Here is a 17210-nt window from a genome sequence, read left to right as displayed (position 1 = left end):
GTGCGGAAAGGGACCTGATGTCTACCCAGGAATCGCAGGAAGAGGGGCGGCCCGGGCTCGGGCGCGGCACGCTGCTGCTGATGTCCGTGGCAACCGGCCTGTCGGTCGCGGGCAACTACTTCGCGCAGCCGCTGCTCGACGTCATAGGCCGCGACCTGCACCTGGGCTCCGCCACCACGGCCCTGGTGGTGACCGTCGCGCAGGTCGGCTACGGCCTGGGGCTGCTGTTCCTCGTCCCGCTCGGTGACCTGCTGGAGCGGCGGCGGCTGGCGGTGAGTCTGTGCGCGGCCACCGCGGTCTTCCTGACCGTTACGGCCAGCGCGCCCAACGGGGCGCTGCTGCTGACCGGCACCGCGCTCACCGGCCTGGCCTCCGTCGCCGCCCAGGTCGTCGTCCCGTACGCGGCCTCCCTGGCGGCGCCCGCCGAACGCGGCCGTACGGTCGGCACCGTCATGACCGGGCTGCTGCTGGGCATCCTGCTGGCCCGTACGGCGGCCGGACTGCTGGCCGACCTGGGCGGCTGGCGCACCGTCTACTGGGTCAACGCCGGGCTGATGCTGCTGATGGCCCTCCTGCTGCGGTTGCGGCTGCCCGCGCTGCACACCGGCGCCGGGCTGCGCTACCCCGCACTGATCCGCTCCACGCTCGCCCTCTTCGTACAGGAACCGGTGCTGCGCCGGCGGGCCGCGCTGGGCGCGCTGTCCTTCGCCGCGTTCAGTGTGCTGTGGACGGCGATGGCCTTCCTGATGTCCGGCCCCGCCTACGGGTGGTCGGAATCGGCGATCGGACTGCTGGGCCTGGTGGGCGCGGCCGGATCACTGTCCGCCTCGGTCGCCGGCCGGCTGGCCGACCGGGGCCTGGCCCACCGGGTCACCGGCCTCGGCGGGTTCCTGCTGCTCGGCTCCTGGGCGCTGCTGGCGGCCGGCGGCGCGGGCGGCCCCTGGGCACTGGCCGCCCTGCTGGCCGGGGTGATCGTCCTGGACGCGGCGGTGCAGGCCGTGCACATCAGCAACCAGAACCTGGTCTACGCGGTACGCCCCGAGGCCCGTAACCGCCTCAACTCGGCCTACATGACCAGCTACTTCGTCGGCGGCGCGGTCGGCTCGGCGCTCACCTCCGCGGTGTGGGGCGCGGCCGGCTGGGGCGGGGTGTGCGTCGTGGGCGCGGCGGTGAGCGCAGCCGTCGCCGCCGTCTGGACGGCCGAGCGGCTGCGACACCGCGGCAACGGGCGGCCCGACGCTCAGTCCGCGGCGCCGGAGGCGGCCTCCTCGGCGGACCGGATCGCGTCCCGGTAGGTACGAGCAGCGGCCCGCAACGCCGTCTCCGGATCCGTACCGGACGCCTCGGCCCGCACGGCGAGCGCCAGCAGCTCGTACCCGATGCCCTCCCCCGCCGGGAGGACGTCGATGCCGGCGGTACGGGCCCGGGAGGCCAGCTTGCCGGCCAGGGCCAGGGCGGGCTGGCCGAGTGGGATGCCTTCGGTGACCGAGGTGCGCTGCTTCTCGGCCGCTTTCTCGCGCAGCCAGTGGGCCTTGACGTCCTCGGGGGTGTCTGCGGCCTCCTCGCCGAAGATGTGCGGGTGGCGGCGGATCAGCTTGTCCACGAGGGTGCCCGCCACGTCGTCCACGGAGAACGGCTCGTCCGGGTCGTCCTGGGCGATCCGGGCGTGGAAGACGACCTGGAGGAGCACATCGCCCAGCTCCTCGCGCAGCGCCTCCCGGTCGTCCTCCTCGATGGCCTCGACCAGCTCGTACATCTCCTCGATGCCGTACTTCGCGAGGTCCTCGTGGGTGCGCACGCCGCTCCACGGGCACTGGCGGCGGATCTGGTCCATGACCTGCGCGACATCGAGCAGGCGGGCGCCCGGCAGGTCGTACGAACCGGGCAGCAGCTCCAGGTCCGGCATGGTCTCCCGGCCCGAGCCGGCCATCCGGGCCAGGCCGTCGGTCAGCTCCGAGTCGCCGTCGGCGGAGGTGATGACGACGGCCGTACGGCCGCCGTCGCGGCAGAACTCCACCAGCTCGCGGGCGCCGGGCACGGCCCGCTCCACCGCGACGCCCGCCTCGCGCAGATACGGGAGCTGCGGATGGGCGTCGTCGGCGCACAGCACGCGGTCGGCGGCGCGCAGCGTCTGCCACGCGGGCCAGGACAGCAGGCCGGGCGCGACCCGGTGGCTGGTCGTGAGCAGGACCAGGCGGCCGGGGGCGGTGTCCGGCGCGTCGGGGGCGGCGGTGGCGTCAGCGTTCACCCGACGAACGTAACGCACGGCACTGACAACGACGCACGGGAGCGCAGCGCGGGCGGCCCGGCCGGGCTTGGGCCGCGAGCGCTGCCCCGGTCCCGGCGGGCGGGTTCCTCCCGGCTGCGGTCCGGCCGGGGCGGGGCCTGCACACACGGTCCGTCCCGCCCCTCCCCCGGCCCCGCTCAGGTCTGCTGCTCCGCCGTGCCGGAGACGTTCTTGACCCACGGCTCCTTGGTCTGGCCGAGGATGACCTGGCCGTCGTCCCACTTGCCGTAGCGCGGGTTGACGTCGATGCCCATCTTCCGGGACGTCCTGGCCAGCTCCGTGGCGAGCTGCTGCTGGCCCTGCGGCCGGCCGCGGTCGGCCCCGATGTGCTTGGCGATGCCGTCCAGCAGGAGCTGGTTGCGGACCACCGCGTTGATCTCGCCGGGCGCGATGGCCTGCTGGAGCCACATCTGCTTCAGCCGTTCCGCGCCGCCCGCGCTGCGTTCGGCCGCCGCGCGCCACTTCTGCACGTCGCTGCGCGAGACCGTGACCCCGGCGTCCTTCGCGTTCCGTTCCAGCACCCGGTCGAAGATCATGCCGTTCAGGGTGGCGGGCCCGAGCTTGCCGGTGTTCTCCACCAGTTGGGCGGCCTGCGGCGACTTCTCCTGGGCGCTGCGCACGTCCTGGACCCGCGACTGGAGCTGCGCGACGGTGATCCGCTGCCCGTCCACGACGGCCGCGGCGCCGGGGTGCGCGTCCGTACCGCAGGCGGTGAGCAGCGGGGCGGCGGCCAGCAGCGCGGCGGCGGCGGAAACGGGAAGCGCGGTCCTACGGCGGAACATCAAGCCTCCTGGCGGGGTGCAACGACGGTGCGGCGGCGGTGCGGCTTTTCCTACCTGTTTTCCTGGCCTGGCGTTGATCGATGCCGATGCTAAAGAGTCCGCGTGATCCAGGCCACTGATTCGCACAACGAGTTGCCCGGAAGGCGGTTTCTCTCCTGAAGGTATGCCCGTATGTACGGGGTCAGCCGCGGACCTGCCCGAGCCAGTACAGCGTGCGCCGGACCTCGGCCGGGAAGGCGCCGTGCGGTCCGTGCAGCCGCTCCGCGTCGTACAGGAGGCGGGACAGCGCCTCGTGGGCGGCGCCGCGTTCCCCGAGGGCGAGCAGCAGGTGGCCGATGGAACGGCGGATCTCCAGGGGCCGCACGGGGTCGTCCGGGTAGCGCTCGAAGTGCGGCAGCAGGGCCCGGTACTCGTTCAGCGCCTGCGTCACCTCGCCCAGCTGCTCCAGGCACTGCGCGGCCTCGTAGTGGAACTGGAGCGCCTGGCGCGCCGCCCCCGGCCCGCTGTCGCGTGCGAATTCCTCGGCCAGTGCGCGCAGTTCGGGCAGCGCCCGGCGGTACTGGCCGTCGTCCATGAGCGTGGCCGCGTACTGCTTGCGCAGCGTCCGTACGACCGGGGAGTGCGCGCCGTGCCGTGCGGCGGCGGCCGGCAGGATGCCGCCGAGGATGTCCACGGCGTGGGTGATGCGGCCCTGGTCCAGGAGGCGCTTGACCTCGTCCACGGCGGCGGCGACATCGGGGCCGCCGCCGCCCGTTCCGGAGGTGCGCGGGTCGGCGCCCGCCTGTGCCGAGGTGCGTGGGTCGATGCCCGCCCCCGAAGACCACGGGTCCGCACCCGGCCTTGAGGTCCGCGGGCCGGCGCTCACCCCGGATACGCGCGGGTCGGCGCCCGGCGGCGGAACGGCGGGCGGCGGCGAGAAGGCGGGCGGCGGTGCGGCCGGGGCCTCGGCGCGCACCGGCCACGGCGCGTGCGGGTGCAGGAACGGCCGGGTCGGGTCCATCGGCGCGCCCGTACCGGCCCGCCCCCGGGACGCGGCCGGCAGCAGCGGCACCAGCGCCTGGTAGACCTCCTGGGCGTCGGCGGGCCGCTCCTGCGGGTCCTTGCCGAGCAGCCGCAGGACCAGCGCCTCCAGCTGCTCGGGCGCATCGGCGCGGAGCCTGCGCACCGGGACCGGCGGCTCGTACAGGTGGCGGTGCAGCACGCCCAGCGCGGTCGAGCCGGCGAACGGCACCTCGCCGCTGAGCAGTTCGTGGAGCAGCACGCCGAGCGCGTACAGGTCCGTGTACGGGCCGACGGTGCCGCCCATGGCCTGCTCGGGCGCCATGTAGGCGGGGCTGCCGATGGGCGACCCGGTGCTGGTCAGACGGGTGGTGTCAGTGTCCAGGGCGGCGGCGATGCCGAGGTCGAGGACGGTGAGGGTGCCGTCCGGCTTGACCATCACGTTCCGCGGCTTGAGGTCGCGGTGGATGATCGGCACGGCGTGTACGGAAGCCAGCACGGCGCACAGCTGGGCGGCGACGCTGACCGCCCACTGCCAGGGGTACGGGTCGTGCTCGGCCAGGTGGTCGGCGAGGTCGGCGCCCTCGACGTACTGCATGACCAGGTACAGGTCGTCGCCGTCGCTGCCCGCGTCGTGCACGGTGACCAGGCCGGGGTGGTCGACCTGCGCGGTGACCCGGCACTCGCGGACGAAGCGGCGGCGCATCTCCTCCGCGTCCGGGGTGCCGGAGACCCGGTCGGGGCGCAGCAGTTTGACGCCGACCCGGCGGTCGAGGCGGCGGTCGTAGGCGATCCAGACCTGGCCCATGCCGCCTTGGCCGAGCAGCGCGGAGAGTTCGTAGCGCTCGGCGACGACGCGGCCGTTCAACGCCCTTCCTCCCTGCGGAGGTAGTCGCTCAGCTCGTCCAGTTCAGCGCGCACCTGGTCGATGCGCTGGGGCTGGCCTCCGTACGGGGCGGCGGGCTGGTCGTACTGGGTGGCGGGCTGCTGCTGCGGTGCGGGCCGGGCCGGGGGCCCGGGCTGGAAGGAGCCCTGTGTGTGGGTTTGCGCGTAGGGCCAGTCCTGCGCCGGCGGCTCGGCGGCCTGCCGCGGCGGCTGGGCTCCGGCGTACGGGTTCGGGGCGGGCGGATTCGGGGCGGGCGGCATGGCGGCCGGGGCCGGGCCGGGCACCGGGTGGCCGCCGTACACAGGGCCCGCGCCGGGCGGTCCGTACGTCTGCCAGCCGGGCGCGACGCGGTGCGCGCGTACATCGACGACGAGGTAGTACACCACGGCGGCGATCATCTGGCAGACGACCAGGCCCGCGCCGGTGTTGGCCTGCCAGGAGTTGTCGTCCTCGCCTCCGGCCAGCACGACCGCGGCGGCGAACAGCGCCAGGTCGGCGCCGAACACCCACCAGCCCAGCGGGCGGCGCTGCACGACGGCGGCGCGCAGCAGCGTCACCCAGGCCAGGAAGCCCAGGCTGAGCACGGCCACCGCCACGAAGACCACCCGCAGCAGGACGACCGTCCTGCCTGAGGCGGGACGGTGCGGCGGCGGTGCCGTAACGGGGCCGTGCATTACTGCTCCTGACGGATCAAGGCCCGGCGCCGTGCGATGGGCGCGGCGCCGGGGACATGCTGCGGGTGCGTGTGATCGAGCGTATATACGACACCGCTGATGCCGCCGGGGTTGTAGGAAATCAGCCGGGCGTGACCGAGCCCTCCGTCAGGCCGTCGTGCAGGCCCTGTACGAGCTGTTCGCCCAGGCGGGCCGCGTGGCGCAGGGTCTCCTCGAAGGAGGCCAGTTCGCGGAAGCGCTGTCCGTAGCGCTGCTGCTCGGCCAGCGGCAGCCGCGGGAGCTGGAGGCGGCGCACGTCCAGGCGGGTGGCGGTGGAGGCGTAGCTGCTGGCCTGCCGGGTGTTGGCGGTGCCGCGCAGGAATCCGGCGAGGAACCACGGGTCGAGGGCGGCCGGGTCGGGCCGCAGGAGGAAGAGGTTGCGGCCGAGGGCGGCCCCGGCGGTGGCCTCGTCCACGACGCGGGCGACGGCGCCGCCGCCCAGTACGGGCACCACCACGTCGCCCGCCGCGACGAGCACCGGCTCCTCGGCGGTCCCGGCGGCCCCGGCGGGCTCGGGCAGCGCGCCGCTGGGGGCCGTACCGCCGATCACGTCGTGCTCGGTGAGGACGGCGGGCGCGGCGTCCGCGGTCGCCGTGCCGGGGCCGCCGGCGCGCAGCACTAGGGCACCGGCGCGCGCCAGTTCCCCGACGGTGGTCAGCGGCCAGCGCGCGGGCGGGGACTGCGGGGCCGCGGCCGGGTCGGGGGTCAGCTCGGCCGTGCGGGCCAGGGTGTCGGCCAGCCGGTCGCGCACCTGGGCCAGTCCGGCGGGGCCGCCGGCGGCCGGCGGGGGCGGCAGGTGGCGGGCCGGCGCGAGGTCCACGTCGTCGCCGAGGAGGTCGATGGCGGCCAGGGTGCGCCGTACGCCGGGCTGTTCCTCGACACCGCCGTCCCGGTCGAAGGTCTCCCACGCCTCCAGCGCGGTGGTCCGTACGGCCTGCCAGTCCACGTTGTCGCGGCCGGGGGCGCCGCCCGCGGTGAGTGCGGCGGTGTCGACGACGAGCAGGTGCGGCGAGGGCTGCGCGGTGGCGCCGGGCTTGCGCAGGACCCACAGGTGCAGCGGGATGCCGTACGGGGGCGCGGCGCCGGCGGGCAGGGCGATGACCGCACGCAGGGCGCCGCGGCGCAGCAGGTCGGCGCGGATACGGCGGCCGGAGCGGCGGGAGGCGGCGGCGGGCGGCATCAGCAGGACGGCGGTGCCGCCCGCGCGCAGGCGGGCCAGCGCGTGCTGCACCCAGGCCAGTTCGGATTCCGTACGGGCCGGGAAGCCGTACTCCCAGCGAGGGTCGTAGGCCAGTTCGTCGTGACCCCAGTTGCGTTCGTTGAACGGCGGGTGGGCGAGGACGGCATCGGCGGCCAGCCGCGGGAAGGCGTCGGCCCTGAGGGTGTCGGCGGCGTGTACGCGCACCTGGGCGCCGGGGGCGTGCAGCGCGAGCCGGAGCGCGGTGAGCGCGGCCAGATCGGAGTCGGCCTCCTGGGCGTACAGCTCCTCGGCGCCCTCGGCCGCGTCCAGCAGGCCGCCGGTGCCGCACGCCGGGTCCAGGACGCTACGGGGCGCGCCGGCCAGCGCGGCCATCAGACCGGCCGGGCCGGGCGGGGTGAGCGTGTACTGCCGGGGGTTGGCGTCCAGGTGGCGGCCGAGCAGGAACTCGAACGCCGGGACGGCGCCGCCCCCTTCGTCCCCGTCGTCGCCGTCCCCTTCCGTGGCGAGTCCGGCGGTGGCCCGGACCAGGGCCGCGGACGGCAGCAGGGCGTCGCGGGTCAGGCCGTGTACGGGGTGGTGGCGGCCGAGGTGCGCGGCGAGGACGGATTCGAGGATGGCGGGCAGCATGCCGGCCAGTTCGATGTCGTTGGCGGCGTGGTCCAGCTGGCGCCAGGCGGAGGGCCGGTCGCGGACGAACAGCAGGACGGCGCCGGCGTGCCGCAGGGCGGTGGCGGCGCCGGCCGGGTGCGAGACGACCTGCTGCCAGACCCGCTCGCGCAGCGGCACCTCGGCGAGTTTGCCCTGCTCGCGCAGCCACTGCTCGATCTCGGCGAGGGCGAAGGTGGGGCTGGTCTCCGTGCCGCCGACGGGTTTGGGGAAACCGGCGTGGCGGCGGCGCCAGTTGCTGACCGCGGCGCGGCCCACTCCGGCCAGCCGTGCGATCCCGGCGGCGGTCACCTCCGTCGCGTGCCCCGCTGCTGCTTGCTCCGCCACCTGGCCGGCTCCCGTCCGCTCGCCCCTGGCCCTCTTGGCCTGCTGTGGCGCCGAGCATACCCACGAATGCGTCAACGCCCCCTTCACGGCGTGAATCCACTCGAACCCGTTAACTGTGTTGACTCGGTTCACAGCTGATGCTCTTATTGACCCATCGCACCACCGGTTCACACGGGGGCTCCGGTTCACTCCGGCGCGCGGTGCACCGCTGCACACCGATTCACCGATCCACCGATCCAGCGCCCGGAAGGGGCCGTATCTCCATGTCGCACCAGATGCACCACCCGCACGCGCCGCAGGCCCCGATGGGCATGCCGCCGCAGCAGGCCGCCCGCAACGGGCTGGGGATCGCCGCACTCGTCCTCGGCCTCATCGGCCTGCTCAGCGGCCTGATCCCGCTGTTCTTCTGGCTCGCCGGCATCCTCGGCCTGCTGGCCCTGATCTTCGGACTGGTGGGACTCGGCCGGGCGAAGCGCGGACAGGCCACCAACAAAGGCGTGGCCATCACCGGCACGATCTTCGGCGTCCTCGCGCTGATCGCCTCGGCCATCGGCCTGGTGATCACCGTCACCGCGGTCGACCAGGCGGTGAAGGAGGTCAACAAGGAGGTCGACAAGGCCCTGGAGGGCGCGGAGGCCAAGCCGAAGGACGGCGGCGGCACATCGGCGAAGGGCTACCAGGGCGGCGCCACCGCCGTCTACAGCACCGGCCTGAACGTGACCGTCTCCAAGCCGAGCCCCTATCGGGCCGACGAGTTCGCGGTGGGCCACGAGCAGGGCAACAAGTCGTACAAGGTCACCGTGCGCCTGGAGAACAAGGGCGGCAAGGACGTGTCCGGCGACCTGGTGACGGTCGAGGCGCGGGCCGGCAAGGACGGCAAGACCGCCGAGCGGATCTACGACGGCAAGGTCGGCTCCGGCTTCGGCGGCACCCTGACGGCCGGCCGGACCGCCACCGCCGACTTCGCCTTCGACGTACCGGCCGGCGCGAAGACCCTGGACGTGGAGGTCAAGCCGGGCTTCGACCACAAGGGCACCCACTGGCAGCTCACCCTCTGACCGCGCGGGGGCCGGGCACGGGGCGCGCCCGTACACAGAGGAGGGCCCCGCCCGTACACCGGGCAGGACCCCGCACAGCAAGTACGGGCCCCACCCGTGCACCGAGTACGGACCCCGCACACCGACAGGCCGCCGGCCCGGAACCGCAGCACGCGGTTCCGGGCCGGCGGCCCGTCCTGCTTCCCCGCCTCTACTCCCCCGTTCCCCTACTCCCCTACTCCCCTACTTCGCCGCGAACCGCTCCGGCGCCTCCGTAGGAGCCCCGCCCGACGGCAGCTTCAGCGTCGGGCACCCCTTGAGCACCCCCGTCATCGCGTCCTTCTCCGCCTGCGTCACCCACAGCCCGTACTTCTTCTTCACGGCGACCTGGTGCGCCACATAGTCACAGCGGTACGCCTTGTTCGGCGGCAGCCACGTCGCCGCGTCGCCGTCGCCCTTCTGCCGGTTGGCGGAGGCGTCGGCCGCGATCAGGTTCAGCGAATCGTTGGCGAGCGCCACCCGCTTGCGCCCCGGCCACTGCTGCGCGCCCTTCTGCCACGCGTCCGACAGTGCTACGAGATGGTCTATGTCCACCTTGCTGCGCCCGCGCTCGTACGTCACCGCCTGCCCGGTGTACGGGTCCTCGGCCAGCTTCCCGGACGCCACCTTGCAGTGCCCGTCGGTGAACCGCACCGCGGTCAGGTCCCGCTTGAGGATGTCGTCGCGGGTGCCGCAGTGGTTGCCGTCAGTGTCGGCCCAGGCGGTGCCGAAGCGTTCGCGCGCGTAACCGGTCTTGGGGGCGCGGCCCTTGACGGTCAGGGACGCGACGGCGTGCAGCGCGGTGCCCCCGGCGGCCGGTTCCCCGCCGCCGTCTCCCCCGGTACCGCCGCCCTTGCCGCCGTCGGGCGTACAGCCGGCGAGGGCGAGCAGCGCGGCCAGTCCGGCCGCGGCGACAGTGCCGCCGCGTGGCCGGGTCCGCACGCGGGACAGGTTCCGTTCGCGGGACAGGGCGGCAGTCCGTATCCGGAGCAAGAGGGACATCCCATCTCAAATAAGGCAGCAATACCGGCCGGTTCGTCGGCCTCGGATATCTTTTCGGAAGTTGAGAGTGAGGACGCGCATGGACACGGCCACCGCCACCGCGGCGACGGGCAGGCCCCCGGCCCCGGCCGGCGGCGGGGCCGGATCCGCCCCCGCCGCCGGCCGGCTCCGCACCCGTACCGCCGCCCTGTTCGCCCCGCAGTCCGTCCCGTACTGGACCGCCGCGGCCCTCTTCGTCGTCTTCTTCGCCGTCTCCGGCCTGCGCTTTCGCGCGATGGCGACGTCCTCGTGGGACCTCGGGATATTCGAGCAGGCGGTACGGGCCTACGCGCATCTGCGGGCGCCCGTCGCCGACCTCAAGGGGCCGGGCACCAACCTCCTCGGCGACCACTTCAGCCCCGTACTGGCGCTGCTCGCCCCCCTTTACCGCATCTTCCCCGGCGCCCTGACCCTGCTGTGCGCACAATCGTTCCTCTTCGCGCTGTCCGCCGTGCCGGTGACCCGGACCGCCATCCGGTTCCTCGGGCGCGGCCGCGGCCTGGCCGTCGGCGTGGCGTACGGACTGTCCTGGGGCCTTCAGAAAGCCGTCGACTTCGACTTCCACGAGATCGCCTTCGCCGTACCGCTGATCGCCTTCGCGCTGGAAGCGGTGCTGCGCGGGCGCTGGACCGCGGCGGTGTGCTGGGCGGCGCCGCTCGTGCTGGTCAAGGAGGACCTCGGGGTGACGGCGGCCGCCATCGGCGCGCTGATCCTCGTCCGCGCGCGGCAGGCCGTGCCGCTCGCCGTCGGACTGGTCGTCTTCGGGCTGGCCGCCACCGCCGTCACCCTCGGCGTGATCATCCCCGGCTTCAACGGCTCCGGCTCGTACGACTACTGGAACAAGATCGGCGGCGGTGACGGGCCCACCCGGCGCATCCCGTTCGACACCGCCGTACGCACCCTGCTGTGGATCCTGCTGCCCACCTCCGGCATGCTCGCGCTGCGCTCCCCGCTGCTCCTGGTCACGCTGCCCACCCTCGGCTGGCGCTTCATCTCCCACGAGCCGCACTACTGGGGCGTCGACTGGCACTACAGCGCCGTCCTGATGCCGGTGGTCTTCCTGGCCCTGGTCGACGCCCTGCCGCGCACGCTGGTCTCCGCACGCCCCTGGGTTCGTTCGTACGCCCACCACCTGCCCACCGCCGTACTGGCCGCCGCGCTCGCCCTGACCACCACACTCCCGCTGGCCCGCCTCACCGAGGCCGCCACCTACCGCAAGCCGCCCGCCGCGACGGCAGCGGAACGCCTGCTGGACCGTATCCCTAACGGCGCCACGGTCGAGGCGGACATACGGCCGATCTCCCGGCTGACCGGCCGCGCCCGGGTCTTCTGGATAGGGGACACCCGGGGCATCGCCCCCGACTACATCGCCGTGGAACAGCACGACGACCGCAAGGCCGAACAGACCCTGGACGACGCCCGCAAGCGCCACCCCCGGGCCGTCTACGGCATCGTCGGCACCGCCGGTGACGTGACGGTGTTGCAGCGGATGGGGCGGCTGTGACTGCGCGGTTCGGGTCGGCTCTGACCGCGCGCTTCGGTCGCCCCTGACCGCGCGCTCCGGTCCGGCTCCGGCCGCGTAATTACGGAGGACAGGCCCGGCCCCGGCTGCGTACGGTGTCCCGATGACCACCGGCTCCCCGTCCACCCGCACCGATGTCGTCGTCCTGAACGGCGTTTCCAGCTCCGGCACTTCGACGCTCATCCGGCAGCTGCAGGAACTCCTTCCCCGGCCCTGGCTGACCTTCGGCGTCGACTCCTTCATCGAGTCCCTGCCGCGGTCGCTGGTCACGCCGGAGGCGTCCGCGACCGCGCCGGGCCTCGGCCTCGCGCCCGACGGCAGCATCACCGTCGGGCCGGTCTTCCGCGCCCTGCAGACCGACTGGCAGGAGGGCGTCGCGGCCATCGCCCGCACGGGTACCGGGGTCCTCCTGGACGAGGTGTTCCTCGGCGGCGCCGAAGGCCAGGAACGCTGGCGCCGCACGCTGAAGGGCCTGTCGGTGCTGTGGGTCGGCGTGCGCTGCGCCCCGGAGACGGCCGCCGCGCGCGAGGCCGCACGCGGCGACCGGGTCACCGGCATGGCGGCGTCCCAGGCCGAACTGGTCCACCGGGGCGTCACCTACGACATCGAGGTGGACACCACCGGCACCGACCCCGCCACCTGCGCCCGGCTGATCGCCGCCCGCGTGGTGTGAGGACGGGCCGGGCCGCGGGGCTCACTGCCAGTGCGGACGCCCGCTCTGCATCGCGCAGGTGAGGGTGGCGCCGTGGGCGTCCTGCGTGGTCAGGCCGAGGTGGGCCTTCTTGCAGAACTGGCCGCGGCGGTAGTGGTTCCCGGACGGCGCGAGGATCACCCCGTCCGAAGCACTGGATCCGGACCCGCCGGAGGACGACCCGCCGGAGCCGGATCCACCGGAGGAGGACCCACCCGAGCCCGATCCACCGGAACCGGAGTCCGATCCTCCGCCTGTCTTGTGGGTTTTACGCGCCGGCGGCTCGGCGGCCTCGGGCGTGGGCGCGGCGGACGACGGCGTGGCGCTCGGGCTCGGGCTCTCGGTCGGCGACGCGGACGGCGAGGGCGTGACGGAAGCCGAGGCGGAGGCTGTCGCGGACGGGCTCGCCGCGCCGCCCTTGTCCGCACCGCCGTCCGGCGTACAGCCGGAGAGGGCGACCAGGGCCGCGGTGATCAGAGAGGCGGCGGACAGAGCGGCGCGGCGGGGTCTTATCACGGGGGAAACATCCAGTTCTCGATGGCCGGGAACCCCGTGGGACGCACGGGGCAGCCCGACGATAGAGCGATATCTCCCACCGGTCACCGCCAAGATGCCTGAATCGGGCGGAAGGCGGGTCAAACCGCGTTACGCCGCATTCCCGCGCGGGGCCGGAATCGCCAGGGCGAGGCCGTCGCGGTCGGCGGGGGCCTTGCCGTTCCCGACGGACCGTCCGGGCGCGATGATCCGCCAGCCGTCGGCGCGGGCGATGCGCCGGGCGGCCTCCGGTCCGCATCCGCGGTAGTGGTTCGCGGGGACGGTGAACGCGATGTCGGGGCAGAGGTCGGAGTTCTCCCCGTGCTCCGCGCGGGTGTGGGTCATCCCGTACTTGAAGCGCGCTCCGAGCGGGTACCGAGCCCGTCCCCCCGGCGACGACGAGATCTTCGTCGTCGCCGCACGCAGCTCGGGCAGGAGCGCCCGGAAGTGGTCCTCCCAGCGCCCCGGGTCCCGGCTCCACTCGCGGGCGAGCCGCCGGGGGCCGAGACAGTACGTGGCCAGGCGGTCGACGCCGGGCTCGGCCTCGACCACCGCGTTCGCCAGGAACGCGCAGACGTACCAGGCCACCGCGAGCGCCAGTCCCACGAGCAGCACCGGCCACTGGAACACGAACCGCACCAGCAGCCAAATGCGGGAGAGGTGTGCAGGGCCGCCGTCCGCGCCCTGTGGGTGGCCCTCGCTCACCCCAGCACCGACGTCAGGAACTCCCCCACCCAGGCCAGCAGTTCCCGCCCGACCAGCGGCTTGCCGCCGATCTTGCCGGTGGTCGGGCGCGGTACCAGGGCCTGGCGGGTGGCCGGCTTGAGGATGGTGCGGGGGTAGAGGCGCTTGAGGCGGAGTTCCTGGGATTCGCGGAGGTCGATCGGGGAGAAGCGGACGTTGGAGCCCTGGAGGGTGATGTCGGTGACACCGCAGGAGCGGGCGAGCATGCGCAGACCGGCCACCAGGAGGAGGTTCTCGACCGGTTCGGGCAGCTTGCCGTAGCGGTCGGTCAGTTCCTCGCGGACCGCCGCGATGTCCTCCTCCGAGGACGCGGCGGCGATCGCGCGGTACGCCTGGAGGCGCAGCCGCTCACCGGGGGCGTAGTCGTGCGGGACATGCGCGTCCACCGGCAGTTCGATCTTGACCTCCAGCGGCGGCTCCTCCTCCGCGCCGCCTTCCAGGGACGCCCGGTAGTCGGCGACGGCCTCGCCCACCATCCGGACGTACAGGTCGAAGCCGACGCCCGCGATGTGCCCGGACTGCTCGCCGCCGAGGAGGTTGCCCGCGCCGCGGATCTCCAGGTCCTTCATCGCGACGTACATGCCCGCGCCCATCTCCGTGTGCTGCGCGATGGTCGCCAGGCGTTCGTGGGCGGTCTCGGTGAGCGGCTTCTCCGGCGGGTAGAGGAAGTAGGCGTAACCGCGCTCACGGCCGCGGCCGACCCGGCCGCGCAGCTGGTGCAGCTGGGACAGGCCGAAGTTGTCGCCGCGCTCGACGATGAGGGTGTTGGCGTTGGAGATGTCGATGCCGGACTCCACGATGGTCGTGGAGACCAGCACGTCGAACTTCTTCTCCCAGAAGTCCACGACGACCTGCTCCAGCTGCGATTCGCCCATCTGCCCGTGCGCGGTCCGGATCCGCGCCTCCGGCACGATCTCCCGCAGCCGCGCCGCGGCCCGGTCGATGGACTCGACCCGGTTGTGGATGTAGAAGACCTGGCCCTCGCGCAGCAGTTCGCGGCGGATGGCGGCGCCGATCTGCTTGTCCTCGTACGGCCCGACGAACGTCAGGACCGGGTGCCGCTCCTCCGGCGGGGTGGTGATCGTGGACATCTCGCGGATGCCCGTCACCGCCATTTCGAGCGTACGGGGGATGGGCGTGGCGGACATCGTCAGCACGTCCACGTTGGCGCGCAGCTTCTTCAGCTGCTCCTTGTGCTCGACGCCGAAGCGCTGCTCCTCGTCCACGATGACCAGGCCCAGGTCCTTGAACTTGGTCTCGGAGGAGAAGAGGCGGTGGGTGCCGATGACCAGGTCGACCGAGCCGTCCTTGAGCCCTTCGAGGACGGCCTTGGCCTCGGTGTCCGTCTGGAAGCGGCTGAGCGCCTTGACGACGACGGGGAACTGGCCGTACCGCTCGGTGAACGTGCCGAAGTGCTGCTGCACCAGCAGCGTCGTGGGCACCAGCACCGCGACCTGCTTGCCGTCCTGGATGGCCTTGAACGCCGCCCGCACCGCGATCTCGGTCTTGCCGTAGCCGACGTCGCCGCAGATCAGCCGGTCCATCGGGACGGACTTGTGCATGTCCTCCTTGACCTCGGCGATCGTCGTGAGCTGGTCGGGCGTCTCCGCGTACGGGAAGGCGTCCTCCAGCTCGCGCTGCCAGGGGGTGTCCGGGCCGAAGGCGTGGCCGGGCGCCGCCATCCGCGCCGAATACAGCTTGATCAGGTCGGCGGCGATCTCCTTGACGGCCTTCTTGGCGCGCGCCTTGGTCTTCGTCCAGTCGGCGCCGCCGAGGCGGTGCAGCGTCGGCGCCTCGCCGCCGACGTACTTGGTGACCTGCTCCAGCTGGTCGGTGGGGATGTACAGGCGGTCGCCGGGCTGGCCGCGCTTGGCGGGCGCGTACTCCACCAGCAGGTATTCGCGGGTGGCGCCCTGGACCGTGCGCTGCACCATTTCGATGTAGCGGCCGACGCCGTGCTGTTCGTGGACGATGAAGTCGCCCGCCTGGAGGGTGAGCGGGTCGATGGTCTTGCGGCGGCGGGCCGGCATCCGGCCCAGCTCCTTGCTGGCCGCCTTCTGGCCGGTGAGGTCCGTCTCGGTCAGCACCGCCAGCTTCAGGCCCGGGTCGACGAAGCCGGTGTCGATCGAGCCGCACGAGACATGGACGACGGACGGCGACAGTTCGTCCAGCTCAGGGTCCAGGCGGGCCGCGATGCCCTCCTCGCCCAGCACCTCGACCGTACGGGCCGCGGGGCCGTGCCCCTCGGTGATGAACACCGAACGCCAGCCGTCCGCGACCCAGCGCTTGGTGTCGGCCAGCGCGCGCTGCGTGTCGCCGCGGTACGTCTCCGGGGCGTGCATCCCCAGCTTGAGGGTGTCCCCGTCCAGCTCCTCACCGGCGGCGAACGGACTCACCGTCCACCACATCATGCCCAGCTCGCGCGCCCGGTCCCGGACGTCGGCGATGCCCCACAGGGAGGCGGCACCGACATCGATGGGGGCCTGCCCGCCGCCCACCCGTCGCCCACCACCGCCCTTGGTGGAACGGACTTCGTCCGTGCTGGACATCGCGGCAGCCGCCCACGACGCCTGGAGGAACTCCTGCGAGGTGGCCACCAGATCCGCGGAGCGCGTACGCACCCGCTCCGGGTCGCACACCACCGTCATGCTGCCCTCGGGCAGCACGTCCAGCAGCAGCTCCATCTCGTCGACCAGCACCGGGGCCAGCGACTCCATGCCCTCGACGGCGATCCCCTCGGAGATCTTGCCCAGCAGCTCGCCCAGCTCCGGGTGCCGCTCCGCGAGGTCGGCGGCGCGCGCCCGCACCTCGGCGGTCAGCAGCAGCTCCCGGCACGGCGGCGCCCACAGGCCGTGCTCGGCCACCTCCAGGGACCGCTGGTCGGCGACCTTGAAATAGCGGATCTCCTCGACGTCGTCGCCCCAGAACTCGATCCGCAGGGGGTGTTCCTCGGTCGGCGGGAAGACGTCCAGAATGCCGCCGCGCACCGCGAACTCGCCGCGCTTCTCGACCAGTTCGACACGGGCGTAGGCGGCCGCCGCCAGCCCGTCCACGATCTCTTCGAGATCCGCCGTCTGCCCGGACCGCAGACTCACGGGCTCCAGGTCGCCCAGGCCCTTGACCTGCGGCTGGAGTACGGAACGGATGGGCGCCACGACCACCGAGACGGGGCCCGCGGCCGGGTCGTCCTGGCTGGGGTGGGCCAGCCGGCGCAGCACCGCCAGGCGGCGGCCGACCGTGTCCGAGCGCGGCGAGAGCCGTTCGTGCGGCAGCGTCTCCCAGGAGGGGTACTCCACGACCGCGTTCTCCTCGCCGGCCGGCATCAGCGAGCGCAGCGCGGCGGCCAGGTCCTCGGCCTCGCGGCCGGTGGCGGTCACCGCCAGGACCGTACGGCCGCTGCGGCGGGCGAGCGCCGCGACGGAGAAGGGACGGGCGGCCGGCGGGCCCACCAGATCCACATGGGGACGGTTGCCGTCGCCCGCGGCCCGCACGGCTTCGGCGAGCGCGGGGTCCTGGACAACGGCGTCGAGCAGACCGGTCAGGCTCATGAGATCTACGGCTTCCCGTCCTGGTGAGACGAACAACGCGAGCAGCCCGGCACGTGTGACGGGCCGGGTTTCAACAAGAGTACGACTCCCCACTGACACCCGCGTTCCACTCGTCACGGCCGCCGGGCCGCGCCCCGTCGCGAAGCGCCGTTCCGGATACCGCGTCCGCGTGGAAGGGTGTGACGTACACGGA

13 protein-coding genes are annotated in these 17210 nt (G+C 73.5%); 4 read left to right on the top strand and 9 right to left on the bottom strand.

Annotated features, from left to right (window positions below):
- The first annotated feature begins 17 nt into the window (after positions 1-17).
- Complete coding sequence (locus tag ADK86_RS14185; protein WP_053696921.1) at positions 18-1295, top strand: MFS transporter; 1278 nt, start codon at positions 18-20, stop codon at positions 1293-1295.
- Here ADK86_RS14185 and ADK86_RS14180 read toward each other — a convergent pair.
- The 5 genes from ADK86_RS14180 to ADK86_RS14160 form a co-directional block, all read right to left on the bottom strand.
- Positions 1241-2248: a nucleoside triphosphate pyrophosphohydrolase gene (locus tag ADK86_RS14180; RefSeq protein ID WP_053696920.1), complete on the bottom strand. Its 1008-nt coding sequence runs from the start codon at positions 2246-2248 to the stop codon at positions 1241-1243. The genes ADK86_RS14185 and ADK86_RS14180 overlap by 55 nt on opposite strands.
- Positions 2249-2424: 176 nt before the next feature.
- Positions 2425-3069 (bottom strand): SurA N-terminal domain-containing protein, encoded by a 645-nt coding sequence (locus ADK86_RS14175; protein WP_053696919.1) that lies wholly within the window; start codon positions 3067-3069, stop codon positions 2425-2427.
- A 181-nt stretch (positions 3070-3250) separates the two neighbouring features.
- Positions 3251-4936, bottom strand: coding sequence for a serine/threonine-protein kinase (locus ADK86_RS14170; protein WP_053696918.1), 1686 nt, complete (start codon positions 4934-4936; stop codon positions 3251-3253).
- Positions 4933-5628: a hypothetical protein gene (locus ADK86_RS14165; RefSeq protein WP_053696917.1), complete on the bottom strand. Its 696-nt coding sequence runs from the start codon at positions 5626-5628 to the stop codon at positions 4933-4935. The genes ADK86_RS14170 and ADK86_RS14165 overlap by 4 nt, the downstream gene beginning before the upstream one ends.
- 121 nt (positions 5629-5749) lie before the next feature.
- A complete protein-coding gene (locus ADK86_RS14160) occupies positions 5750-7825 on the bottom strand; it encodes an N-6 DNA methylase (RefSeq protein WP_053696916.1) in 2076 nt (691 codons plus the stop codon).
- Between the two features lie 299 nt (positions 7826-8124).
- Here ADK86_RS14160 and ADK86_RS14155 point away from each other — a divergent pair, with 299 nt between their 5' ends.
- On the top strand, positions 8125-8919 hold the full coding sequence (locus tag ADK86_RS14155) for a DUF4352 domain-containing protein (RefSeq protein ID WP_053696915.1): 795 nt from the start codon (positions 8125-8127) through the stop codon (positions 8917-8919).
- 222 nt (positions 8920-9141) lie between these two features.
- Here ADK86_RS14155 and ADK86_RS14150 read toward each other — a convergent pair whose 3' ends face one another.
- On the bottom strand, positions 9142-9879 hold the full coding sequence (locus ADK86_RS14150; RefSeq protein WP_053696939.1) for an HNH endonuclease family protein: 738 nt from the start codon (positions 9877-9879) through the stop codon (positions 9142-9144).
- Positions 9880-10018: 139 nt separating this feature from the next.
- Between ADK86_RS14150 and ADK86_RS14145 the strand changes: the two genes are divergently transcribed.
- Together ADK86_RS14145 and ADK86_RS14140 are read left to right on the top strand one after the other, a co-directional pair.
- The gene (locus ADK86_RS14145; RefSeq protein WP_053696914.1) at positions 10019-11482 is read left to right on the top strand and encodes a DUF2079 domain-containing protein; all 1464 of its coding nucleotides are present in this window, start codon (positions 10019-10021) and stop codon (positions 11480-11482) included.
- A 121-nt stretch (positions 11483-11603) separates the two neighbouring features.
- Positions 11604-12173: a chloramphenicol phosphotransferase CPT family protein gene (locus tag ADK86_RS14140; protein WP_053696913.1), complete on the top strand. Its 570-nt coding sequence runs from the start codon at positions 11604-11606 to the stop codon at positions 12171-12173.
- 21 nt (positions 12174-12194) lie between these two features.
- Here ADK86_RS14140 and ADK86_RS43140 read toward each other — a convergent pair whose 3' ends face one another.
- The 3 genes from ADK86_RS43140 to mfd form a co-directional block, all read right to left on the bottom strand.
- Complete coding sequence (locus tag ADK86_RS43140; protein ID WP_003986357.1) at positions 12195-12332, bottom strand: hypothetical protein; 138 nt, start codon at positions 12330-12332, stop codon at positions 12195-12197.
- 504 nt (positions 12333-12836) lie between these two features.
- Positions 12837-13430 carry a hypothetical protein gene (locus ADK86_RS14135; RefSeq protein ID WP_053696912.1) on the bottom strand — a complete coding sequence of 198 codons (594 nt, stop codon included), beginning with the start codon at positions 13428-13430 and terminating at the stop codon, positions 12837-12839.
- Positions 13427-17017, bottom strand: a complete 3591-nt coding sequence (mfd, locus tag ADK86_RS14130; protein ID WP_053696911.1) for a transcription-repair coupling factor — start codon at positions 17015-17017, stop codon at positions 13427-13429. The genes ADK86_RS14135 and mfd overlap by 4 nt, the downstream gene beginning before the upstream one ends.
- Positions 17018-17210 lie beyond the last annotated feature (193 nt).

It is taken from the genome of Streptomyces sp. NRRL F-5755 (assembly GCF_001279365.1).
Classification (GTDB): domain Bacteria; phylum Actinomycetota; class Actinomycetes; order Streptomycetales; family Streptomycetaceae; genus Streptomyces; species Streptomyces rimosus.
This window is presented reverse-complemented; position numbering and strand designations above follow the sequence as displayed.